Origin of the sequence: Petrotoga sp. 9PW.55.5.1 (genome assembly GCF_003265365.1) — a bacterium.
Lineage (GTDB): Bacteria > Thermotogota > Thermotogae > Petrotogales > Petrotogaceae > Petrotoga.
Window position 1 is genome coordinate 1 of record NZ_AUPM01000013.1, and the last position, 22,822, is coordinate 22,822.

At 30.5% G+C, this 22,822-nt stretch carries 23 protein-coding genes; 19 read left to right on the plus strand and 4 right to left on the minus strand.

Going from position 1 to position 22,822, the window contains the following annotated elements:
• The 3 genes from PW5551_RS02240 to PW5551_RS02250 all read left to right on the plus strand — a co-directional run.
• The coding region (locus PW5551_RS02240) for a DUF4351 domain-containing protein (RefSeq protein WP_370445891.1) at nucleotides 1-199 on the plus strand (199 nt) is incomplete at its 5' end.
• A gap of 120 nt (nucleotides 200-319) precedes the next feature.
• The gene (locus PW5551_RS02245) at nucleotides 320-469 is read left to right on the plus strand and encodes an IS3 family transposase (RefSeq protein ID WP_113074139.1); all 150 of its coding nucleotides are present in this window, start codon (nucleotides 320-322) and stop codon (nucleotides 467-469) included.
• Nucleotides 470-559: 90 nt separating this feature from the next.
• Nucleotides 560-709: an IS3 family transposase gene (locus tag PW5551_RS02250; RefSeq protein ID WP_113074141.1), complete on the plus strand. Its 150-nt coding sequence runs from the start codon at nucleotides 560-562 to the stop codon at nucleotides 707-709.
• Nucleotides 710-784: 75 nt separating this feature from the next.
• Here PW5551_RS02250 and PW5551_RS02255 read toward each other — a convergent pair whose 3' ends face one another.
• The 4 genes from PW5551_RS02255 to acpP form a co-directional block, all read right to left on the minus strand.
• On the minus strand, nucleotides 785-1,390 hold the full coding sequence (locus tag PW5551_RS02255) for a transglycosylase SLT domain-containing protein (RefSeq protein WP_113074265.1): 606 nt from the start codon (nucleotides 1,388-1,390) through the stop codon (nucleotides 785-787).
• A gap of 31 nt (nucleotides 1,391-1,421) precedes the next feature.
• Nucleotides 1,422-2,867 carry an alpha-amylase family glycosyl hydrolase gene (locus PW5551_RS02260; protein WP_113074143.1) on the minus strand — a complete coding sequence of 482 codons (1,446 nt, stop codon included), beginning with the start codon at nucleotides 2,865-2,867 and terminating at the stop codon, nucleotides 1,422-1,424.
• 24 nt (nucleotides 2,868-2,891) lie between these two features.
• Entirely contained in the window at nucleotides 2,892-4,481 is a 1,590-nt protein-coding gene (locus tag PW5551_RS02265; RefSeq protein ID WP_113074266.1) for a CTP synthase, read from the minus strand.
• An 81-nt stretch (nucleotides 4,482-4,562) separates the two neighbouring features.
• The gene (acpP, locus tag PW5551_RS02270; RefSeq protein ID WP_113074145.1) at nucleotides 4,563-4,820 is read right to left on the minus strand and encodes an acyl carrier protein; all 258 of its coding nucleotides are present in this window, start codon (nucleotides 4,818-4,820) and stop codon (nucleotides 4,563-4,565) included.
• A gap of 257 nt (nucleotides 4,821-5,077) precedes the next feature.
• Here acpP and PW5551_RS02275 point away from each other — a divergent pair, with 257 nt between their 5' ends.
• The 16 genes from PW5551_RS02275 (at nucleotide 5,078) to PW5551_RS02350 (ending at nucleotide 22,816) form a co-directional block, all read left to right on the plus strand.
• Nucleotides 5,078-5,626, plus strand: a complete 549-nt coding sequence (locus PW5551_RS02275) for a hypothetical protein (protein ID WP_113074147.1) — start codon at nucleotides 5,078-5,080, stop codon at nucleotides 5,624-5,626.
• A complete protein-coding gene (gene rsmI, locus PW5551_RS02280; protein WP_113074149.1) occupies nucleotides 5,626-6,294 on the plus strand; it encodes a 16S rRNA (cytidine(1402)-2'-O)-methyltransferase in 669 nt (222 codons plus the stop codon). The genes PW5551_RS02275 and rsmI overlap by 1 nt, the downstream gene beginning before the upstream one ends.
• On the plus strand, nucleotides 6,278-7,681 hold the full coding sequence (locus PW5551_RS02285) for an exodeoxyribonuclease VII large subunit (protein WP_158526112.1): 1,404 nt from the start codon (nucleotides 6,278-6,280) through the stop codon (nucleotides 7,679-7,681). The genes rsmI and PW5551_RS02285 overlap by 17 nt, the downstream gene beginning before the upstream one ends.
• Nucleotides 7,682-7,715: 34 nt before the next feature.
• Nucleotides 7,716-7,973: a hypothetical protein gene (locus PW5551_RS02290; RefSeq protein ID WP_113074153.1), complete on the plus strand. Its 258-nt coding sequence runs from the start codon at nucleotides 7,716-7,718 to the stop codon at nucleotides 7,971-7,973.
• A gap of 91 nt (nucleotides 7,974-8,064) precedes the next feature.
• Nucleotides 8,065-8,367: an extracellular matrix/biofilm biosynthesis regulator RemA family protein gene (locus tag PW5551_RS02295; protein ID WP_113074155.1), complete on the plus strand. Its 303-nt coding sequence runs from the start codon at nucleotides 8,065-8,067 to the stop codon at nucleotides 8,365-8,367.
• A gap of 3 nt (nucleotides 8,368-8,370) precedes the next feature.
• A complete protein-coding gene (gene clpP, locus PW5551_RS02300) occupies nucleotides 8,371-8,979 on the plus strand; it encodes an ATP-dependent Clp endopeptidase proteolytic subunit ClpP (RefSeq protein WP_199562159.1) in 609 nt (202 codons plus the stop codon).
• A 105-nt stretch (nucleotides 8,980-9,084) separates the two neighbouring features.
• Nucleotides 9,085-11,538 carry a DNA mismatch repair protein MutS gene (gene mutS, locus PW5551_RS02305; protein WP_113074159.1) on the plus strand — a complete coding sequence of 818 codons (2,454 nt, stop codon included), beginning with the start codon at nucleotides 9,085-9,087 and terminating at the stop codon, nucleotides 11,536-11,538.
• A gap of 54 nt (nucleotides 11,539-11,592) precedes the next feature.
• Nucleotides 11,593-12,036 carry an Asp23/Gls24 family envelope stress response protein gene (locus tag PW5551_RS02310; RefSeq protein ID WP_113074161.1) on the plus strand — a complete coding sequence of 148 codons (444 nt, stop codon included), beginning with the start codon at nucleotides 11,593-11,595 and terminating at the stop codon, nucleotides 12,034-12,036.
• Nucleotides 11,996-12,466 (plus strand): transcription antitermination factor NusB, encoded by a 471-nt coding sequence (nusB, locus tag PW5551_RS02315; RefSeq protein ID WP_113074163.1) that lies wholly within the window; start codon nucleotides 11,996-11,998, stop codon nucleotides 12,464-12,466. Before PW5551_RS02310 ends, nusB begins: the two co-directional genes overlap by 41 nt.
• A gap of 59 nt (nucleotides 12,467-12,525) precedes the next feature.
• The gene (dxs, locus tag PW5551_RS02320; RefSeq protein ID WP_113074165.1) at nucleotides 12,526-14,364 is read left to right on the plus strand and encodes a 1-deoxy-D-xylulose-5-phosphate synthase; all 1,839 of its coding nucleotides are present in this window, start codon (nucleotides 12,526-12,528) and stop codon (nucleotides 14,362-14,364) included.
• Nucleotides 14,365-14,388: 24 nt separating this feature from the next.
• Nucleotides 14,389-14,892, plus strand: coding sequence for a hypothetical protein (locus PW5551_RS02325; protein WP_113074167.1), 504 nt, complete (start codon nucleotides 14,389-14,391; stop codon nucleotides 14,890-14,892).
• Nucleotides 14,886-17,219 (plus strand): endonuclease MutS2, encoded by a 2,334-nt coding sequence (locus PW5551_RS02330; RefSeq protein ID WP_113074169.1) that lies wholly within the window; start codon nucleotides 14,886-14,888, stop codon nucleotides 17,217-17,219. The genes PW5551_RS02325 and PW5551_RS02330 overlap by 7 nt, the downstream gene beginning before the upstream one ends.
• Nucleotides 17,220-17,232: 13 nt before the next feature.
• On the plus strand, nucleotides 17,233-19,320 hold the full coding sequence (locus PW5551_RS02335) for a cell division FtsA domain-containing protein (protein ID WP_113074171.1): 2,088 nt from the start codon (nucleotides 17,233-17,235) through the stop codon (nucleotides 19,318-19,320).
• Nucleotides 19,298-19,654, plus strand: a complete 357-nt coding sequence (locus tag PW5551_RS02340) for a holo-ACP synthase (RefSeq protein WP_113074173.1) — start codon at nucleotides 19,298-19,300, stop codon at nucleotides 19,652-19,654. Before PW5551_RS02335 ends, PW5551_RS02340 begins: the two co-directional genes overlap by 23 nt.
• 38 nt (nucleotides 19,655-19,692) lie before the next feature.
• Nucleotides 19,693-21,699, plus strand: a complete 2,007-nt coding sequence (ligA, locus tag PW5551_RS02345; RefSeq protein WP_113074175.1) for an NAD-dependent DNA ligase LigA — start codon at nucleotides 19,693-19,695, stop codon at nucleotides 21,697-21,699.
• The gene (locus tag PW5551_RS02350) at nucleotides 21,686-22,816 is read left to right on the plus strand and encodes a hypothetical protein (RefSeq protein ID WP_146738315.1); all 1,131 of its coding nucleotides are present in this window, start codon (nucleotides 21,686-21,688) and stop codon (nucleotides 22,814-22,816) included. Before ligA ends, PW5551_RS02350 begins: the two co-directional genes overlap by 14 nt.
• Nucleotides 22,817-22,822 lie beyond the last annotated feature (6 nt).

The following is a 22,822-nucleotide window of genomic DNA, read 5'->3' on the forward strand; positions in this document are numbered from 1 at the left end:
CATGAGGGAAGGAAAAGAGGAAGGTAAGCTGGAAGAAAGGAAAGAATTTACTATTAAGCTATTATCAAAAAAATTTGGTGAAAAGCTGACATCAGAATTAAAAGAAAAGATTAGGAACACAGATGAAAAAACAATAAATTACATAGGAGATAATCTATTAGAAATAACCATAGATGAATTAAAAGAAGTTCTGAAATAAAAGTATAAAACTTTCTAAATAAGTATTAATTTACCTCTTGCAATAGATTTAGGTTTAATTCCCCTCTTGAGAGGTATGTGGGTTTAAATTCCCCTTCGAGGAAGGGGAATTGAACGTGAGATGTTTTATGGTAAGAAGTTTGATTCTCTTGAAGATTTAGAACAAGCTATTCACGAATACATTGATTTTTATAACAACCGTAGGTTCCAGAAAAAACTCGGATGCCTGGCTCCTGTTGAGTTCAGAAACCAAGCATCCAATTGTATATAGTTTTTTATTAATTTTTGTGTCTACTTGACATGGGGCAGTTCAGGTATGTGGGTTTAAATTCCCCTTCGAGGAAGGGGAATTGAACGTGAGATGTTTTATGGTAAGAAGTTTGATTCTCTTGAAGAATTAGAACAAGCAATACACAAATATATTAAATTTTATAACGAAGATAGATTCCAGAAAAAACTTGGATGCCTGGCTCCCGTTGAGTTCAGAAACCAAGCATCCAGTTGTATATAGTTTTTTATTAATTTTTGTGTCTACTTGACATAGGGGAGTTCATTATGATATGAAGCTTTTTATAGAATTAATTATCTATATTATAGGGTATTTAATAGCTATTCTATTTAATTTATAAACCACCTTATTGGCATAATATTCGTTACCTCCACCGTTATACCAACCTATTGCTTTGTATGCATCACCATGACTATCCAGTAAATATTTTATATACGCAGTTCCAACAAATATATTGTATCTGGGATCAAATAATAATCTTTCTTCAATCCAATCTATAGATGTTTCACTATAATTTAAAGATTCAAATAGATCATAGTATTTTTGAATAATAAACTGAGCCGTTGTGGGTCTTACTTGCATGTACCCTACCTCTCCATGTGGACCTATTATATTTTTAAAATTTGTTTCAGTGTCAATAATAGCTACAATTAACATAGGAGAAACTTCAAAAATTTTTGATGCTTCCATAATTGAATATACTAACTCTTTTAAACGATCTTCAGGCATATCTTTGCCGACTGCCAATTTGTATTGAGTTGAAATAAAATCATACAAAATGGTTCGAATTGTTATATCTTCATTGGAATTTTCATTATTACTGATAAAATTAATATAAGGCGAGTTTGCAAAAAATGTTGAGGATAACAATACAAAGACTAAAGACAAAAAGACTACTCTCATTCGCACTAGTTAAATCACCTCTTTTTAGCGATTATTTTTTCTTTATTATATGCACGCCGAATGGTGCCAAACTTATCACATTGTTTTCAATATAATTATTACCTATTGATAATAATTCTTGTCCATTTTGGAGAAAAAACGAGGAAATCGACGATTTTAGGTTGTAATAGGCAATAATTTCATGTAATTGGTCATATCCTCTTAATTCTACCACATTTTCATCAAAATTCAAAATTTCAACTTTTGCATTTTCTAGCCATAAATTATTTTTTCGAAATGAAATCAAAGATTTGACAGTATTTAATATAGAATTTTTATCTTTTTTTTGTTCTTCAACTGATTCACCAGAGTATGGTGGATTAAACTTATAACCTTTCCACTCTGTTTGACCTGGGCCAAAACCATTTTCGTACCAATGAAAAGGTTCCTGACTGTCTTCTGTGAAATTGACATCTTTTGGAATACCTTTCATACCTGTTTCTTCACCATAATAGATAAAAGGAACACCTGGTAAAGTATAAAGAATAGAAAAACCCAGTTTTACTTTTTCTTCATCCTTTAAATCTGATAATATCCTTGTCATATCATGATTCGTTAAAAAATTACCCGATTTTGACAAAACTTTTCCATCAGGAAGGTATTCTGGTATACATTTGATTAATGTTTTATTAAATTCTGACGGTGACTCTTTTTTTAAAGTCATTTTTAAATCTTCAGCTATTGGAAAATTAAAGCCTATATCGAATATACCTTCATATTTTCTAACTATTTCTGGAGCATCCCAAACTTCGCTTATAACAATAGCGTCTTCTTTTATAGATTTAATATACTTTGTCATTTCTTTCCAGAATTCAACGTTTTTCTCATGTTGATACTTAAAATGCATTTCTTCAATATCAAAGTCGAAAATATGCTTGGCAGCATCTAGTCTAAACCCATCAAAGCCTGTCTCTAGCCAGAATTTAAATATCTTCTTAATTTCATTCCACAGTTCTGGATTCTCAAAATTGAGATCAGGAGAAGCAGGACCAAAAATACCATAAAAATATTTATCTCCTATTTTTTGCCATATTTTACTATCATCCCAATGCCTTATTTCATCTAAATCTGCTTTTTCGTTTGCCCATATGAACCAATTCTTATAGGGTTCTTCTCCTTTCAAAGCCTTTTGGAACCATTCAGAACTGACAGCGACATGGTTTATAGGAAGATCCAAGACAAATTTTAAACCTTTTTCGTGGCCTTCTTTCAGAGTATTTTTCAAATGTTCTAAAGTTCCATATACAGGGTTAACTTCATAGAAATCAGAAACTGTATATCCATGAAATGCCGGAGATTTCATTATAGGAAGAAGCCAAACATAATCAATACCTAAATTACAAAGATAATCTAGTTTATTTTTTAAACCAAGGAAATCTCCTAGGCCATCATCGTTAGAGTCGTAAAATGATCGTAGATACAGTTCATAAAAGATCATAATAATTGTACCTCCTCGATATTTCTAATTTTTTTTGTTTTTTTCGACTTCTTCAATAAAATTTTTGAAGATAGGATGGGGTTCTCCTACTTTTGTTTTAAACTCTGGATGGTATTGTATTCCAACATAAAAAGGATGGTCTGATAACTCTACTGCTTCTACAAAATCTGTCATTGCAGAAATAGTTAGTTTGTTTGGAGTATTATTTCCTTTTTCAAACATATCCTCAAACATTTTATAATTTACTTCGTATCTATGTCGATGCCTTTCAAAAATTTCTTTTTTATCTTTATAAATCTTACTAAGTTTCGTGTTGGGTATAATATCTATTTTTTGGGAACCTAATCTCATAGTTCCTCCAAGATTAAGGCTCTTTTTTTGCTCTTCCATTAAATCAATAACAGGGTAAGGAGTTTTTGGATCGAACTCCGTAGAATTTGAATCATCATATTTAAGGACATTTCGTGCAAATTCTATAACCATCAACTGCATTCCCAAGCATATTCCTAAAAGGGGCACCTTATTTTCTCTAGCATATTCTATAGCTTTGATCTTACCTTCAACAGCCCTTCTTCCAAAGCCCCCAGGAATTATGATCCCTTGATATTTTGATAAAAGTATATTCAATTCATCTTCGTTCATTTCTTCAAGTTCTTCTGCATTGATTAATTCCGGTCTATTAACACCACTTAAAAAAATACTTTCCATGATGCTTTTGTAAGCATCGTCTGTTCCTAAATACTTAGAAATCATGGCAATTTTTAAATTTTTAAAAGTTTTTGGGCATTTCCACATAAAAGGATTATTATCATTCGAAAGTGTTAATTCAAGCTTTTTAGAGATTAATTTATGAATGCTTTTTTCATATAATATTTTGGGGACCTCATATACATTGCTTAGATCGGGGAGATTAACTACGTAATCAGATGGTACTCCTCCAAAAAGAGCAATCTTCTCAAGACTGGATGGATCAATTTCTTTTTCGGTTCTTACTAAAAGCATGTCTGGTTGTATTCCAATTCTTCTTAATAATTGCACTGATTGTTGTGTTGGTTTCGTTTTAAACTCGTTTGTAACATGCAAATATGGAACGAAAGTCACATGTATAAACATGAAATTGTCTCTGCCTTTCTCAAAAGAAAGCTCTCTAACAGCTTCTAAAAAGATCTCTCCTTCAATGTCCCCTACGGTGCCCCCTATTTCAATAAGAAGAATTTCGGTATCTATCTCTTCAATTCTTTCTTTGATTCTTTCTGTAACATGTGGCACCATTTGAACGGTTGCTCCTAAATATTTTCCTTCTCTCTCTTTTTCAATAACATGTTTATATACTTGGCCAGCAGTCATATTGTTAAATTTTTTCATATCAATACCTAAAAATCTTTCATAATGGCCCAAATCTAAATCAGCTTCATAACCATCTTCTGTTACAAAAACTTCTCCATGCTGATTAGGATTCATAGTTCCAGCATCGACGTTCAAATAAGGATCTACTTTCAAGGAATTAACTTTCAATCCTAATTCTTTGATAAGTCTTCCGATTGAAGCAGAAACAACCCCTTTACCTATACCGCTTAGTACGCCTCCGGTGACTATAATGTATTTTTTCGCCATTGTCAATCCTTCGCTCCTTTCTAAAAAATTCCTTAAAAAATAATGGGGGAGCAAAATAGCTCCCCGCATTTTTAATCAAGATCAGTCTTCGTCGTCGATGTTTAACTTCTCAGCAAGCATATTAACGGCAATTTCAACCGTTTTTATTTTTTCTAATTCATCATCTTCAATAGTAACACCAAACTCTGATTCAAAAGCCATTGTTAAATCTACTAACTCTAAAGAATCTGCATCTAAATCATCTGTAAATGATGCATCTAAAGTAACCTCATTTTCGTCAACACTCAAAGTATCTACTATTACTTCCTTTACCTTTTGGAATAATTCATCTTTTGTCATTTTTTTACCTCCTTTAGACTTTATCCTTTTATTTTAAATGATTCTATGAACCTTGGTCATCTATAAAATTCGTGTCAATTATAATGAGTTATTTTTGTTTTGTCAAGTTTATTATTGTCAATAAAGTAAAATATTTATGAAATTTTATTTTTTTCATGACATGATCGAAGTAGAAAGCTATAGCTTTCCGTTGATTAAATACCTTCTTAGATATATGGTATAATTAACTAGCAGATTTTTTATTAGAGGCGATTGATTTGAAGATAGAAAGAGAAAAAAAGTTTCGAATTCCAGACTATTATATATTTAAAGAATTGATTTCAAGATCAAAAGATATATCGCTTATAATTCAATGGTACGATAGAAAAGGCAGAAGAACTCGATTAGAAAAGAAAAATAATAAAGAAATTTGGACTACGAACATAAAAAAAGAAATCAAAAAGGGGCTAAGAGAAGAAATAGAGTATGTAATAAATCCAGAAAAAGTTGATATTGAAGATATGAAAAATCAAAGAATGGTTATAAAAAATAGATATATACTAAATTATGACCCAGAAATTGTGGTGGATGAAATATTGAACCCAGATAATTGTATCAACTACAAAAAAAATTTATCAGAAATACGTTATTTGCTGGAAATCGAAGAAAAATTTGAGAAAGTTGATTTAGAATCTTTTTTAAAAGATTTTTTACAAGATTTGTATTACAAATTGGAAGATTTAACATATTTAGAAGGATACAATAACTCTGATTTTGCAGGAACACACAACTGCAATTTAAAGAAGATTGTAGGAAGTAGAAAATAATGGGAAAACTTTTTTTGGTCGGTACCCCTATAGGCAATCTTGAAGATATAACTATTAGAGCTTTAAAAACTTTGGAAAAAGCAGATTTAATTTTAGCTGAAGATAAAAGAGTTACCTTAAAATTAATAAATCATTTTAATTTAGGTAAAAAAGAATTATATACTTTCAATGAAGTAAATTCCAAAAGAAATCTTCCAGAAGTTTTGACATTAATTAGGAATTACAATAGTATTGTTTTGGTTTCTGATGCGGGAATGCCTGTTTTATCGGACCCCGGCTACAATCTTGTTAATGCATGCTGGGAAGAAGGAATTGAAATGGAGGTTATTCCAGGGCCTTCCGCTATTACAACTGTATTGGCTATAAGTGGTTTTCCTGCTTCAAAATTTTTATTTTTGGGTTTTTTGCCAAGAGATAAAAAATTAAGGAGACTGTTAAAGGAAATAAAAGATTTTAAATATCCAGTAGTATTTTTTGAATCTCCTCATAGAATTAATAAAACACTGAATGAAATACTTGAAAGTTTCGGAGATATAGAACTTTTTGTTGGCCGTGAAATGACAAAAGTTTATCAGGAGTTTTTTAAAGGTAGAGTGTCGGAAGGGATAACTTTTTTTGAATCCAAAAATCAGGTTAAAGGAGAGCTAACTGTTGTTATTTCCCCATGATGAAGAGTTTAAATTTGAAAGTATCCAAGCATTAATTGAATATTTGAACAATATATTTTTAAATTCTTCTCTTTACAAACAAGAGATAGAGGTTATAGGTGATGTAACTCATTCAAAATATAGTAAAAGAGGGGATTTATACGTTGAATTGTCCCAAAAAGTTGGTGTATCCAATTATTCTATCACGATCTTTTTTAGCAAATCTTCAGTACCCTATATATTAGACCATTGCAAGGTGAACAACGAGAAAGAACTAATTAACAAAAGATGGAAGTTTCAAGGGATTGTGAATTTTTGGAAAAGGGAAGCTAAATATGTCATTTTAGGTATAGCGATTATACCTTTAGGTGATTCTGAGATTGAGAAAAAGAGAAAAGAAATATTAAAAAAATTAGCAACAAGAAATCTGTTAAGGAAAGTGGAATCAGAATTGGTTGATCTTGATCCTATAAGAAAAATTGCCGTTATAAGTTCTCCAACAGCGGCTGGTTTTGGAGATTTCCAAAAAAATATTCACCATGCTAGATTTATTCCCATTGTACATTTATATCCCGCTCCAATGCAAGGAGCTGATACGGTCCCCGGAATTAAAAAAGCAATGTTGTCGATTTTAAAATCTAAAATTGGCTACGATATAGTTGTTATAATAAGAGGTGGAGGATCAAAAAGCGACCTTATGTACTTTGATGATCTAGAATTAGGAAATCTTATCGCTAAATTTAATAAAAAAATTCCTGTGCTTACTGGAATAGGCCACGAACAAGATAAGACTATACCAGATTTTGTTAGTTGGAAAAGTTATTCAACACCTACAGAGGTTTCTAGAGACATAGTTAATCAGATAAATTTTTTTGTTGATCGTGTTGAAGATTTCGAAAATTATATAACAAATACTTTTTCTACTATATTTGCTCAAACAGAAGGTTTATTATCTTTCAATACAATTAACAATATCAAATACTATATTAACAAAGAGCTAAAGATTACAGATAAGGTTATCGAAGACAAAGATATAACTATAAATAAAAAAGTTAATCAAATTATGGAAAAATGCGAGAAAAAACTTTCACCAAATAACTTTGTAAATATTCAAAACAATATAAATTATAAAATAAAAAATTATATACGAAGTATTTTATCTAACTCAAAGGAAATTTCTTCTCAGTTTAAAAACAGGTATGAAGTTTCAGAAAGACTATTAATCAGCACTTTTCAAGGTTTAACAAATGCTAGTCCATTTGCTGCTTTTTTACATAAAGGAGTTTTAGTAAAAAAAGATGATGAGATAATAGATAGTGTAGAAGATTTAGTAGAGGATGAAATGGTAAATTTGATATTCAAAGATGGGCAAGCAGATTCTAAAATCGAAAAAATTAAAAAATGGTGATTATTCAAGAAATTCAACTGAAGGGAGATAAAATATGGAAGAGATTATAAAACTTAGTGAAGAAGAAATTAAAAATTTAAGTTTTAAAGAACAGCTATCTCTTTTGGAGAAAATAAACAATTACTTTCAGAATGAGCAAGAAGATGAAATAGATATTGAAAAGGCACTAGAAATTTATAAAAAAGCCTTGGATATTCTTACTTATGCCAGAGAAAAATTAGTAAATTTAAAAGAAGAGAAAATGAAAATCGATGAAAAATACGAAAAAATAAAAAATCAGTTAAGTGAATGAGTATAAGAGGTATAATATTTATGTCAACAAAAAATAATATTTTTTTTGTATAATTTATACAGAAAATTATTGAGGAGGAAGTTGAAATTATATGTTCATATCCGTTGGTAAAGGGGTTTTTGTTCCAGCAGAAAGGGTACATTCTGTAATACCGGAAACTTTTATACAATTTGGAAAAATAAAAAAAATATATCAAGGTATCGATGTAATTAGCGAGTTAGAGAATGAAGGAACAGTTAATTCTCAGAATCATATAAAAGGTTCCCTTAATCTGATCGATGCCTCTTATGGAAAGGCTGTTAAATCGGTTATTTACATGGATAGTGGGCAAATAATTTTAACTCCTCTTGAACCAAAAAAAATCATCGAAAAAATTAAAAAAGGAAGGCGATAAATGATGTCTATACCAATGCCTGTAGTTATCGAAAGTGAAGGCAGATACGAAAGAGCTTATGATATATATTCAAGACTTTTGAAAGATAGAATAATTTTTTTAGGAACACCTATTAACGATGATGTGGCAAATTTAATAATTGCCCAACTCCTTTTTTTGGAATCTCAAGACCCAGATAAAGACATATATTTGTACATAAATTCTCCAGGTGGTTCGGTAACAGCAGGATTAGGGATATACGATACTATGCAGTATGTTAAACCTGATATTTCAACTATTTGTATAGGTCAAGCCGCATCAATGGGTGCTGTATTACTAGCTGCAGGGACAAAGGGTAAGAGGTATTCTTTGCCTTACTCAAGAATAATGATTCATCAACCATGGGGAGGAGCTGAAGGTTCCGCCATTGATATACAGATACACGCCAAAGAGATCTTGAGGATGAAAGAAGATTTAAATAAAATCCTCAGTAAACATACTAAACAACCATTGGAGAAGATTGAAAAGGACACAGACAGAGATTTCTTCATGAATGCACAGGAAGCTCTAAAATATGGGATTTTAGATAAAGTTATAACTACAAAGAGTGAAGCACAAGAGAATAAAAATTAATATTTGAAAAAAGCAGTTTCGATTGATTTTTGACAAGTGTTTAAAAAGAGGGCGCAGAAAGTTAGGCGTCCTTCTTTTTCTAAGTTACGATAAGGAGGCTCAAAGATGAGCAATATTACTCCGATGATAAAGCAATACCTTCAAATAAAAGAAAAACACAAAGATTCTATACTACTTTTTCGTTTGGGTGATTTTTATGAAACTTTTTTTGAAGATGCTAAGCTTGTAAGTGAGATTTTGCAAATAGTTTTGACTAAAAGAAACGGTAATCCCATGGCTGGGATTCCGTATCATGCTCTCAATAATTACTTAAAAAAATTACTTGATGCCGGATACAAGGTTGCTATATGTGAACAAATGGAAGACCCTCAGACTGCAAAAGGTATTGTAGACAGAGAAGTTACCAAAATATTAACTCCTGGTACAGTTTTAGAAGAGGGTATGATAGAAGATAATAGCAGATATTCTGCTTTAATTGACGAAAAAAATGGTTTTTTCAACATAGCTATCTTCGATTTTTCAACCGGAGATTTCTTTTTGGATACATTTGATTTTAAAGAAGAAGAACTCTTAGATTTTATATCATCGTTTGGATTCGTTCAAATTCTGCTTTCCAAGAATCTTGAAATTTTATCCAAGAAAATTAAAAATTTATTAAAAGATGTTTATATAGAAACCTTAGATGAATGGTATTTCTCCAATAATTTTAGAGATCACCTAAAAGAAAGTTACGAAATTTTGAGCTTTGATCATTTAGATTATGATGATAATGAATTAAAATTAGCAGACGCGGTTTTAAAATATCTAGAAACCACACAATTTACTAAAATTAAACATATGAAATTTCCTAAACGCTTCAAATCCAAAACCCATATGCTTTTAGACGCTAATACCCTAGAAAACTTAGGGGTTATTCCTACCAGTTCAAATAGAGGGAAGACTCTTTATGATATCTTAAAATTTACAAAAACCAGTATGGGTAGTAGAAAATTAAGAGAATTTCTTATAGCTCCTTTGATAGATAAGGAAAAAATAGAAGAAAGATTAGATATAGTTCAGCAACTTATAGAAAATCCGATTTTAATAGAAGAGTTGAAAGAGTATCTTTCTTCTATCAAAGATCTGGAAAGAATTTCTTCCAGAATATCTTTGATGAACGCTACCCCAAGAGACTTAATTGCCTTAAAGGACTCTTTGGAAGTACTTCCGTATATTTTGGAGATTTTAAATCGTCACCAAAATTTAAAATCTCTTTTCTATAATGTGGAAACTCTCCATGAAATAAAAGAAATCATCAAAAAAACAATATTTGAGGAACCTTCATTAACCCCTGGAAATGGAAAGGTTATTAAGAAAGGTGTTTCAGAAGAGCTTGATAGCTATAGAGATTTAATAAATAATTTGGATGGGGTATTGAAAAAAATAGAAAGTCAAGAAAAGGAAAGAACCAAAATTAACAATTTAAGAGTCGGAAGAAATAAGATATATGGATTTTATATTGAAATTTCTAAATCTCAACTTTCGAAAGTACCTCAAGATTATATCAGAAAGCAGACTTTAGTAAATAGTGAAAGATTTACTATTAGCGATTTAGAAGAGATTGAACAAAAGTTAGCTTTATCAGAAGAAAAAATTAGAGCCATTGAAAAAGAGGTTTACACGCAGCTTTTATCTCATTTACATCAATTTGTATATAAAATAAAGATATTATCTGATAAAGTTGCTGAATTAGACGTTTATAGATCTTTCGCAGAAGTTAGCAAATTATTCAATTATTGTAGGCCATCGTTTGTAAAGAATTATAAAGAAGTTTATATTAAAGAATCTAGACATCCTGTAGTAGAAAGATTTGTAGATGTTTTTACTCCAAATGATTTTTGTATAGAGAACGAAAAATATTATATAATATTGACGGGACCTAATATGAGTGGAAAGTCTACTTATATAAGACAAATTGGGTTGATTAGTTTGATGGCTCAAATTGGGTGTTTTGTGCCTGCAAAGAAAGCTTTGATCCCTATTTATGACGGTGTTTTTACGCGGATAGGTGCAAGAGATGATATTGTAACTGGGAAATCCACATTTTTAGTTGAAATGTTAGAAGTTTCGACTATTTTAAACAAAGCAACCGATAAAAGTCTTGTTCTTTTGGATGAAGTGGGAAGAGGTACAAGCACTTTAGACGGTATTTCTGTTGCGTGGGCAATTTCTGAATACCTGTTTCAAATTAAGAAATGTAATACGATATTTGCAACTCACTATACAGAACTAACATACATGTCTCATATATACAAAGAAGTAGTCTCTAAGCGAGTCAAAGTGCTGGAAACTATGGATGGTGTAGTTTTTCTTCATAAGATAGAAGAAGGAATAAGCGATAACAGTTATGGAATAGAAATTGCAAGGTTAGCAGGATTCCCGCCAGAAATAATCGGGAGATCGAAAGAGATACTCGAACTGTTATCAGATAGAGTGGATTTAGAGGGTAAGTTTAAAAGTATTAAAAATATAAAAAAGAAAAAATATGAAGAACATGAAAATCAATTAAAAATGTTTTAATTTATGATATAATTATTAATTGACAAATAACTTTATCTAAAGGAGGTAAATTCAATGCCGTTAAATGAAGAAAATGATTATGGAGAAATTATCACTTCTGAAAATGTATTAAAAGATTTAGTTTTTAAAACAGTAGAAACTTTTTTGAAGTCTCAAAAAATGTACAATGATAAAATTCAAAAAGATTTACAAAAGAGCATTAAAATAGTAGTAAATGATGATCAGAGTGTAAGCGTTTCGTTAAAATTACCTGCAAAATATGGTGAAAACATTGTTGAATTTTCAAAAGAAGTCCAAAAATCAATCAAAGAGGATCTTGAAAAAATAGCTGAAGCCTATGTATCTAACGTTGATATAGCTATAGAAAATCTCGTCAGACCTGAAGAATTGCAAGAGGAATACGAAGAATTGGAAGGCGAAGTTGAAGAAACGAGTGCAGTAAACAAGGAATTAACAGATGAAGAAGAAGGCGAAGAGCAGAAAAAGCAAGATGAGTAATTCAATTACAAAAAAAAGAGAAATGAGAAAAGTTGTTTTTGAAAGTCTTTTCCAATTAGCCATTGAAAAAGTTGATCTGGAAAGACTATTTTTCACGTTTGAAACTTTAAATCGTAGATCACCGTTAGAAAAAGCTTATTATGAGGAAGCAAGAACGTATATAGAAGACATTTACAAGAATTTAAATCAATATGACGAATTGATTGAAAAATACTCAGAAGGATGGTCTTTTGAGCGTATTGGCAATGTTGAAAAAACTGTGATGAGAATTTTTATTTATGAATTGTTCAACAAAAAACAAATTCCAGTAAAAGTCATTTTAAATGAAGCAACAGAATTAACTAAGACTTATGCCTCACAAAAGTCTGCTGCTTTTGTTAATGGTATAATGGATAATGTTGCCCGATCGATAAACCCCATAATTTCTTAATTATAAACCGTGAAAGGGGGAAGGTAGAGTTAAATTTTAAAAACTCTATCGATATTAAAATGTCACAAAATGAAGTGGCCCTTTATAAAGCCTTGAGAAACATGAATTATAAGGAATTAGAAGAATTTGCTAAAGAAATAAGAAATTATATCTTTGATGTTGTTTATAACAATAATGGTCATCTTGCTTCTAATTTAGGAATAGTAGAATTAACAATAGCTTTGTACAGGGTGTTCGATCCTTTTGAAGACGTAATTATATGGGATACAAGTCATCAATCTTATGTTCATAAATTATTGACTGGTAGATGGAAAGATTTTAAAAATATCAGGAACACTGGTGGAATAAGCGGGTACACAAACATTTATGAATCTGAAGCGGATCGATTTGGAGCAGGACATGCCGGGACGTCAATTTCGGTTGCTTTGGGATATGCTCTATCTGATAAAATAAAAAAAAGAAAAAGAAATATCGTTTCTATTATTGGAGACGGGGCATTGGCTTGTGGAATGGCTCTGGAATCTTTAAACCAATTGAATTTTCAAGATGCAAAAGTAAAAATAATACTAAATGATAATAATATGTCAATTTCAAAGAGTGTAGGAACTATAGCTCAATTTTTAAACAATTTCAGGGTAAGAAAAGAATATACCCAAACCAAAGAGGTTTTGAAATCATCTTTAGAAGATTTTAATATTGGAAAAGATGTTGAAACGATTTTAAAGAAAATGAGAGATGCCCTAAAATACTCATTATATGAATCACCTGCTTCACTTTTTGAAGATATGGGTATTAAATATTATGGACCAGTCGATGGTCATAATATAAAGAAGATGCAAGAGTTTATGGAGTTTGTAAGAGATTATGATGAAAAATCTGTATTGCTCCATGTTATTACTACAAAAGGGAAAGGTTTTGAAGAAACTGAAAAAGCCCCCACTAAGTTTCACGGTATTTCTCAAAAGCAATCACCACAAGTTTCTTATAGCAAGGTAGTTGGGCATACTTTATTGCATCTTAAAGACTACGAGTATTTGGCTTTTACTGGAGCAATGGCAGAAGGTACGGGTCTATGTATTCTCCAAAACGTTGTTCCTGAAAAGGTTATAGATATGGGTATAACCGAGCCAAGTATTGTAACAACTGCTTCGGCTCTTTCGTTAGGTGGTGTTTTACCAGTTGTTGATATTTATTCTACATTTATGCAAAGGGCTTTTGATTCTATAATACACGATGCTGCACTACAAAGTATACCTATATTGTTCTTGCTTGATAGGGCTGGATTAGTAGGGGAAGATGGACCTACCCATCATGGAGTTTTCGATATTTCATATACCAGACTTATTCCAAACGTTGAAATATGGACTCCTATAAATGCACAAGACCTAGCTAATATGTTATATACATCGATTATAAAAGGTATCTCTAAACCTAGATTCATTCGTTTTCCAAGAGATGGGGAAAATATAGAATTACAAAGTATTATGAGTGATTTAAAACTAGTTAATAGTGAATGGAAATATTTAAAGAACTCTAATTCCGATATATATGCCTTAGGAGTGGGAACCATCTCTCAAAATGTGTATGAAGCTCTAAAAGGATATAATATAAATATTATTGGTGTAAGAAGTGTTAAACCTTTGGACCAATTTATAATGGAAGAGTTGAAAGAAAAAGCTAAGTATATTTTTGTATATGAAGAAGGCAGTTTAAAAGGAGGATTTAACGAAGAAATTTTTAAGTTAAAAGATAAAAATATTTTTGCATATGGAGTTAAAGATGAATTTATTTCTCATGCAAGTAGAGAAGAGCAGTTAGAAATTTGTGATCTTTCAATAAAAGCTATTAAAGAAAATTTTGAGAAAAAAGTCTCGGTTGCTAAATTGAACAAAGAATAAATAAGCGAAAAGGGGATCAGGATGATGTCTTTTAATAAATTTTTTCTAATTTTTTCTTTTTTTCTAATTATAACTAGTACCATTTATTCGTTTGAATTACTTGTAAACCCATCTTATTCATCAACGTTGAATTCAAATTCCACAAATAATTATGATTACGTTGGGGGAAGGGTTTCTTTTCTTATTCCTACCGAAGATAGTGGAGAAATATCTTATGGACCTTACATAGGATTTTATTATAATTATAAATTAATAGAAAACGGAATAGTTTCTGAGGATATGGGAGTTTCATTAGGATTGAATATGAAATACAACACTAATATTATAGGTGACTTAGGATTTATAGTCAACGCTTATGGAGGCGTTCACACAGAAGATTCATTTGAAAGTTTCAAAACAGAAATATTGGTCAACGGAGGAATTAGCTACAACATTCTTATTTTATCTGTTGGTTATGAAACGAGATATTATGAAGATTTAACGGTTAATTATATTCCGATATCATTGGGAGTGAGTTTTAAATTTTAGATAAGACTTATAAAGATTTAGAAATACAGAAAGTAATAAATTTAATTACTTCATTTAGTCATACAGATTATGGGAAGGAATTTTTGTTACAAAATACAAAAATGTATATGGATTATAGCAAATTAGATCGAGAAATTAACGTTTCTCGAGCTTTTTTTGATATGGTTTTAAAAGATGAGATAAAAGATCTATATGGTATGGCTTTTATAAATAATATACTAGAGAAAATCGAGAAAAAAGAAATTATTACAGGGGTAGAATTTAGAAAAATAGGAATGTTTTTGGCAGAAGGAAATTCTATATTTAAATATTACAGTGAAAAGATAGAGTTTTTAGTTGAGGAACTTAACCATTTTAACCCTTTAATTTATCTAAAAGATAAGATATTTAAAACTTTTTCCGATGATGGAGAAATCAAAGATACAGCAACGGTGGAGTTGAAAAATATTAGAAATGAGATTAATAATGTAAAAAGCCATATAAGCTCAGAATTTAACAGGATTAAAAATAGATATTTAAAATACCTTTCTATAGATAAACCTATAGAGAGAAATAGTAGGGTGTGTGTAGCTTTAAAAAGTGAAAACAGACAGATTTTGAAAGGAATTGTTGTAGGGAAATCTGATTCTGGAGCGACCATATTTATAGAACCAGAAAGTATACTTATTTTAAATGATAAATTAATAGATTTGATTTCAAAAGAAAAAACAGAAATAAATAAAATCCTATCTATTTTAACTTTTGAAATACAAAAAAACATTGACAAATTAAAAGAAAACGTTAAAATCATAGGATATATAGATTCTAATATTGCTAAAGCTAGATATGCTCAGCAAATGCAAGGTATTTTTATTAAACCTTCCAAAAAAAGAGAGATATTACTTAAAGAATTAAAACATCCTTTAATATCAAAAGAAAAAGTGATCCCAATAGATGTGAAATTAGATAAAAATGGTATGATTATAACAGGTCCAAATACTGGAGGGAAAACTGTATCTTTGAAATCTATAGGTCTTGCTTTTTTTATGGCACATGCTGGACTTCCAGTTTTGGTTTTAAAAGGTGAAGTACCTCGAATAAAAGAAATATATACTGATATAGGTGATGAACAAGATATATCCCAAAATCTTAGTACTTTTTCTTCGCATCTTGTAAATTTGAAATCTATACTAGAAAATGTTGATGAAGATTCTGTTGTATTAATAGATGAATTAGGTACAGGAACCGATCCTATAGAAGGGGCTTCTCTGAGTAAAGCTATAATAAAATTTTTATTAACTAAAGATACTAGGATATTTGCTACATCACATCTTTCTGAAATCAAAGCTTATTCATTAGAAGAAGATCGATTAATTTCTGCTTCTATGTCTTTTGATTTAGAAACACTTCAACCTACATACAGGCTTATGGTTGGAGTTCCAGGAGCTTCTCATGCTATAGAGATTGCAGAAAAGTTAGGAATAAAATCTGAAATAATTGAAGAAGCAAGGAGAAATCTAAATAAAGACTTTGCAAATAATGAAAAGATATTATATAGTATATCTAGACTTCATAAAGAATACGAGGAAAGAAAAGAAAGAATTAGAAAGAATGAAAAAGAAATAGCTGAGTTAAAAAGCGAATATCAGACAAAACTTCAAAAATTAAAAGAAAAAGAAATAGAGAAATTAGACTCAGAAATTGATCAACTAAAAGCTCAAGTTAAAAGTCTTAAAAAACAGATACAGGAATTGTTAGAAATTCTGAATTTTAAAAAAGAGGATTTGAATCCTGAAGATCTCAAAAATATGTTAAAAAAATCTGAAGAAATATCCAAAAAACTCTCTGATACTGAAAAATTAATTGAACAAAAACAAAATAAGAAAAAAAAAGCAAATATTTTCTTGAAAGAAGGAATGAAGGTAAAAGTTCCTGGAAATATGGAAGGCATAGTAAAGAGTATAAATCAATCTAAAATAACTGTTCAAATAAATGATTCTCCAATAGAAATAACTTACAGCCCCTTAGAAATTGAACCCTTAATAACTCATAAAGAAGACAAAAATAATAAAAAAGAGATTAATGTTAGAATAAATCAAAAAAAAGATATAAAACCTGAAATAGATATAAGAGGATTTTCTGTGAATGAAGCTATACCAGAGATCGAGAAATTTATTTCAGATTTGATGAGTGCTGGAATTAAAGAAGGACGAATTATTCATGGCAAAGGAACTGGTAAGTTGGCTGAAGGTGTTTGGGATTTTTTAAGAAAATCTCATTTAATCAAAGATTTCAAAATAGCTAAAACAGAGGAAGGCGGAACAGGAGCAACTATTATAGAAGTTTGATGGGGGTATGGCAATGATATTTGGACTTGATATAGGTACGCGAACATTGGTAGGCTTATTAGCAGAGTACGATGAAGAAAGAGAGAAAATAATAATAAAACATTTTGCAGAAATTGAACATGAAAATAGAGCCATGCTTGATGGTCAAATACATGATGTAAATAAAGTTGTTAAAGGTGTTGCGAGCATAAAAAGAAAATTAGAAGAAGAAAATGAAAATAAACTAACCGAAGTAGCCATAGCAATAGCTGGGAGATTTCTGATTTCTTCCGTAGGGTCATATTCTATAGATATTTCAGAGTACGGATATCTTGATGATGAAATTACTAAAAAAATGGAACTAGAAGCAGTGAAAAATGCAACTAAGAAAAGTAATTATTCTCAAGAAATGTTTTGCGTAGGATACTCAGTATTATATTACAGTCTTGATGGCCAATGGATTAAACATTTAGAAGGCCAAAGAGGCGATAAAGCTAAAGTTAAAGTTTTAGCCGCTTTCTTACCTAAAAATGTTGTCGAAGCTATTATGTCAGTATTGGATAAAGTTGGATTAAAACCAATTCATATAACTTTAGAACCTATAGCAGCTACAAGTTTAGTGGTTCCTGAGGATTTAAGAAACTTAAATATTGCAATGGTGGATGTTGGAGCTGGAACAAGCGATATAGCTATATCTGATAAAGGTGTGATAATAGGATATGGGATGGTGCCTTTGGCAGGGGATGAAATAACAGATTGTATTTCAGAACATTTACTTGTAGACTTTAAAACAGCCGAAAAGATTAAAAAGCAACTTTCATATCAGAATACAATTACTTACAGCGATATATTGGATAATTTCCAAGAAGTAAAAAGGGAAGAAATTCTTGAAATATTGTCACCGGTCATAGATAATATTACAGAAAATATTGCAAAAGAAATAAAAAATTTAAATGGTAAAACCCCAGTTGCTATTTTGGTAGTAGGGGGTGGAGGTAAAGTTCCTACCTTCACTGAAAAATTAGCTAAGAAGTTTGATTTACCAAAATCAAGAGTGTCATTAAAGACTGCAAAAAATTTTGACAACATAATATTTGAAACAAAAAGATTAGAAGGAAGTGAATACGTTACTCCTCTTGGTATCGTAAATGTTGCCATAAAAAAACAAGGTAGTGTTTTCAATACAGTGAAAGTCAATGGAAGAAATGTGAACATGCTTATAATAGGGAAAGATATGAATGTTCTGCAAACTTTACTACAAGCGGGATATGCGGTAGACAAATTAGTTGGGACTCCCTCTCCAGCAATTGCTTTCGAATTAGACGGAAAATTGCAGATAAAAAAAGGAAATATGGGAGAAAAGGCAAAAATACGGATTAACGGGATAATAGGGGATTTACATTCAACTATAAAACCTGGAGATCATATCGAGATTGAAGAGCCAAAAGACGGCCAGCCTGTTACTTTAAAAATAAAGGATATAGTAAAACCGATTCAGTACTACTTAAATGGAATTCCAAAAGAAGCATATCCAAAAATAACAAAAAATGATGAGAAAATAGAAGATTTAGAAGAAAAAATTGAAGATGGTGATAAAATTCAAACAGCACTACCTACGATTGCAGATGTATTTAAAGAGTATAACGAAAAAGTATTCTTCACAATAAACAACCTTCCTTATGAGGTCCCTGTAGGTACTACTGTATTAAAAGAAGATGAAATCCTAGATAGAGATTATAAAATAAAGAATGGAGACATTTTAAAAACCAGATCGGAAAACTTGCCGAAAATTAAGGATTTTTTGGATTTAGAAATTCAAAAAATGAAAGTATTTTTAAATGGGAAAGAAGTTGATCTGGACAAGGAAGAAATCATAATTTCAAACAATGGGAAAATATTGGATCTTAACGAAAAAATAAGTAATGGAGCAAATTATACAGTAAAAAAGGTTCAAAGAGATGTTCAATTGATTGATGTTTTTTCAAAAGTATCTTTGAATTTAAATGAAATAGAATCGTATGAACTATATCTAAATGATGAAAGAATTGATAGTTTCTTAAAAAAAATAGAACCTGGAGCGAATGTGAGGCTGTTAATAAATGATCAAAGGAATAGGGATTGACATTGTTAAAGTAGATAGAATAAATGAGAAAAATATTCAAAAAATTCTTTCTCCTAAAGAAAAAGAAGTTTATGAAAGTTTTAAAGGAGAAAAAAGGAAAAAGGAATACGCTGCTGGACGTTTTGCTGTTAAAGAAGCTATAATCAAATGCTTTAAAAGGTTTGTTCCTTACTCCGAGATTACTATTTTAAATAGAGAGAGTGGAGAACCTTATTTAGATAATGAATCAATAAACTTTTTGTTTGAAAGATTTAAAGCTAAAGGTATTATTCATATAACTATTGCCCATGAAAGAGAATATGCAGTAGCTTCTGCTATATTTGAAGAAGTCTAACAAATATTATCTATCGCTAATTTAGGAGGGAACAACACTTGAGTGTTCCTAAAGACATTAAAGAAAGATATGAAAAATTAAAATCAGAGGTTGAAGAACATAATTACAGGTACTATGTATTAGCCAGTCCTGTCATCTCTGATCAAGAATATGACAAACTTTTTAAAGAATTAGTAGAATTAGAAAAAAAATATCCAGAATTAAAATCTTCTGACTCACCAACTCAAAGAGTTGGAGGAATTGTTCTTGAAGGCTTTCAAAAAGTAAATCATTCTGTACTAATGCTCTCCTTAGATAATACGTATAATGAAGAAGAAATATTGGAATTTCATAAAAGGGTTTTAAAAAATTTAAAAAAAGAAAATGTTGAGTATTTATGTGAATTGAAAATAGATGGTGTTTCTGTAGCATTAAGATATAAAGATGGAGTTTTATCCCAAGCAATTACTCGTGGGGATGGGACAGTAGGAGAAGATATTACTGAAAATGTAAAAACAATACCAGCTATTCCATTGAGGTTAAGAAAAAATGTAAGTATAGAGGTACGCGGAGAAATATACATGCCAAAAAAAGAGTTTGTAAGAATTAACTCTGAAAGGGAAGAAAAAGGGTTACCTATTTTTGCAAATCCAAGAAATTCAACAGCGGGCACCTTAAAACTCTTAAATAGCTCAGAAGTTGCGAAAAGAAAACTGAATTGTTTTATGTATTATGTAATTAATCCTCAAAATTATAATCTAAAAACCCAAGAAGAAGCTTTGAATTTTTTGAAAGAAATAGGTTTTAGAGTAAATCCTAATTATAAAAAGGCTGAAAGTATAGAAGAAGTTGTTGAATTCTGGGAAAGTTGGAACTCGAAAAGAAAAGAATTGGAATATGAAGTAGATGGAATAGTAGTAAAAGTAAATAACTTTGAATTTCAAAGGCTTTTGGGGGAAACAGTTAGATCTCCAAGATGGGCAATTGCTTTTAAATTTAAAGCTGACCAAAAAGAGACAAAGTTGGAGAATATAAAATTTCAAGTTGGAAGTACCGGGATAATAACTCCTGTAGCTGAATTTGTCCCTATTCAACTTGAAGGAACAATTGTTAGAAGGGCAAGTTTACATAACTTTGATTATATAAAAGAAAGAGATATACGTGCTGGCGATTACGTAATAGTAAAAAAAGCAGGAGGTATAATTCCTCAAGTAATAGGTCCTGTCAAAGAAAAAAGAACGGGTGAAGAAAAGGTTGTAACCCCTCCAAAATCGTGTCCAGTTTGTGGAGGAAAAGTCGGTAAGATTAGGGAATCTGAAGTTGCAATAAGGTGTTTGAATCCATCTTGTCCTGAAAAACTTTTAAGATCTTTAGAAAATTTTGTTTCAAGAAATGCTATGAATATTCAGGGAATAGGGCCTAAGATTTTAAAAAGGATGGTTGAGTCAAAATTATTAAAAGATGTTTCTGATCTTTATTATCTAAATGAAGAAAAAATTAGAAGTTTGGGAGAAGGAATCGGAGACAAAACGGTTGAGAATATTTTAAATCAAATAGAGCAATCGAAAAGTAGGGAATTAGATAGATTGATAAATGGGTTAGGGGTACCGAATATAGGTACAAAAACGGCAAAAGATTTGGCTAACCATTTCAAAACATTGGATAATCTTATGAAAGCTAATTTTGATGAACTTATTGAAATAGAGGGGATTGGAGAAGACATAGCAAATTCTATTATTAAGTTCTTTTCACAAGAAGAGGTAAAAAAAATAATTAAAAAGTTAAAAGAAGCAGGAGTAAAAACAGGACAAAAGGAAATTAAAGAAAAAGAAGGTCCACTAAAAGGATTAATTATTTGTCAGACGGGAGTACTATCGAGAATGACTAGACAAGAGTTTGCTGAATATGTTGAATCTCTAGGGGCTGTTTTTAATGAAAATTTGACTAAAAGGACTAATTTACTCGTTGTTGGTGAAAACCCAGGTTCAAAAGTAGAAAAAGCTCAAAAGTATGGAACCGTTATAATGAGCGAAGAAGAGTTTTTTGAAAAATATGAGAAAAATTAATAGACATTTTAGATATTATCTTTTGTTATCTTTTTTATTTTTTAATACTTTATTATTTTCAGAGATAGCAATCAATGAAGATTATCTCTTAAAAAGTATTTATGAAGGGGTGAATTTTACCAACGTAACTCCTTATCCTATTTCTTCAAGCGACGAACTTGAAGCGTATCCTGGTTTTTTTTATAAATCTTTTGATCCTTTGTGGTTAATAGGTGGAGTTTTTCAAAGCAATTGGTCAGATTTAGAAAGGGGAGTTTACCTTTCTGATTCTCTTCCGTATGTAACAGGGTTTATGGGGGGATATGACGGAGGAAATCTAAGAGTTATAAGTGGCATGTATTTCTTTGATCCTTTTTTAACAGAAGAGGAATTAGAAAGGCAAATGGACACATCATTTGATAGAAACTCAGATAGAAAAGGAATATCAAATTTTGGTTACAAAGATCCCTCTAAAAGCTTATTTATTCATCGTGTTGAGTTTCTTTTTTTTAAAAATAGAGTAAGATTGTCATTGAACGAACTTAATCTAGTTGGTGGGAAATACCCTGATCTTTCTGATGCTAACCTGTTTGGGATAGCTCATAATAACTTTGGAGAAGGTTTTTCTAACAATATGCTCGGGATTGATTTATCCATAATTCCTTTAGATGGTTGGCAATTATATGGACAATTCGCCATGGATGATTTTCTAGTACCTGGAACAGAAAGTGGGGCAATAAATTATAAACCTACAGCTCTTGCGTGGGGACTAGGAACCAGATATGTAACTGAAACTTCAAAATATTATATATCTCCAAAGTTCGAGTATTATAAGATTTATACTTGGATTTATAATCACTGGTTACCATCTCTAAAATTCACTGCAAAATACAATGGCGAAGAAATACCTATAGGATTTGATTATGGAAACGATATGGAAGGGTTTTTAATAGGTTTAGATATTTTCAATGAGAAAATAAAATACAAATTTATTTTAGAGTATTATTTAAAAGGAGAAATAGATCTAAATACTTCATACGAAGATGAAAGAAAGTCAGAAGTAGATGGTTGGGCTGGACCTTATGGCGAAACTGAACCTTTTTTTAGTATATCTTTTAAATTTGAAGTAAAAATTTAGCGGTAC

Excerpts from the sequence above, each read along its gene's own strand:
- PW5551_RS02245 (WP_113074139.1), top strand. The coding sequence starts at position 320 with ATGTTTTATGGTAAGAAGTTTGATTCTCTTGAAGATTTAGAACAAGCT.
- PW5551_RS02250 (WP_113074141.1), top strand. The coding sequence starts at position 560 with ATGTTTTATGGTAAGAAGTTTGATTCTCTTGAAGAATTAGAACAAGCA.
- PW5551_RS02255 (WP_113074265.1), bottom strand. The coding sequence starts at position 1,390 with ATGAGAGTAGTCTTTTTGTCTTTAGTCTTTGTATTGTTATCCTCAACA.
- PW5551_RS02260 (WP_113074143.1), bottom strand. The coding sequence starts at position 2,867 with ATGATCTTTTATGAACTGTATCTACGATCATTTTACGACTCTAACGAT.
- PW5551_RS02265 (WP_113074266.1), bottom strand. The coding sequence starts at position 4,481 with ATGGCGAAAAAATACATTATAGTCACCGGAGGCGTACTAAGCGGTATA.
- acpP (WP_113074145.1), bottom strand. The coding sequence starts at position 4,820 with ATGACAAAAGATGAATTATTCCAAAAGGTAAAGGAAGTAATAGTAGAT.
- rsmI (WP_113074149.1), top strand. The coding sequence starts at position 5,626 with ATGGGAAAACTTTTTTTGGTCGGTACCCCTATAGGCAATCTTGAAGAT.
- PW5551_RS02290 (WP_113074153.1), top strand. The coding sequence starts at position 7,716 with ATGGAAGAGATTATAAAACTTAGTGAAGAAGAAATTAAAAATTTAAGT.
- PW5551_RS02295 (WP_113074155.1), top strand. The coding sequence starts at position 8,065 with ATGTTCATATCCGTTGGTAAAGGGGTTTTTGTTCCAGCAGAAAGGGTA.
- clpP (WP_199562159.1), top strand. The coding sequence starts at position 8,371 with ATGTCTATACCAATGCCTGTAGTTATCGAAAGTGAAGGCAGATACGAA.
- mutS (WP_113074159.1), top strand. The coding sequence starts at position 9,085 with ATGAGCAATATTACTCCGATGATAAAGCAATACCTTCAAATAAAAGAA.
- PW5551_RS02310 (WP_113074161.1), top strand. The coding sequence starts at position 11,593 with ATGCCGTTAAATGAAGAAAATGATTATGGAGAAATTATCACTTCTGAA.
- nusB (WP_113074163.1), top strand. The coding sequence starts at position 11,996 with ATGAAGAAGAAGGCGAAGAGCAGAAAAAGCAAGATGAGTAATTCAATT.
- dxs (WP_113074165.1), top strand. The coding sequence starts at position 12,526 with ATGTCACAAAATGAAGTGGCCCTTTATAAAGCCTTGAGAAACATGAAT.
- PW5551_RS02325 (WP_113074167.1), top strand. The coding sequence starts at position 14,389 with ATGTCTTTTAATAAATTTTTTCTAATTTTTTCTTTTTTTCTAATTATA.
- PW5551_RS02335 (WP_113074171.1), top strand. The coding sequence starts at position 17,233 with ATGATATTTGGACTTGATATAGGTACGCGAACATTGGTAGGCTTATTA.
- PW5551_RS02340 (WP_113074173.1), top strand. The coding sequence starts at position 19,298 with ATGATCAAAGGAATAGGGATTGACATTGTTAAAGTAGATAGAATAAAT.
- PW5551_RS02350 (WP_146738315.1), top strand. The coding sequence starts at position 21,686 with ATGAGAAAAATTAATAGACATTTTAGATATTATCTTTTGTTATCTTTT.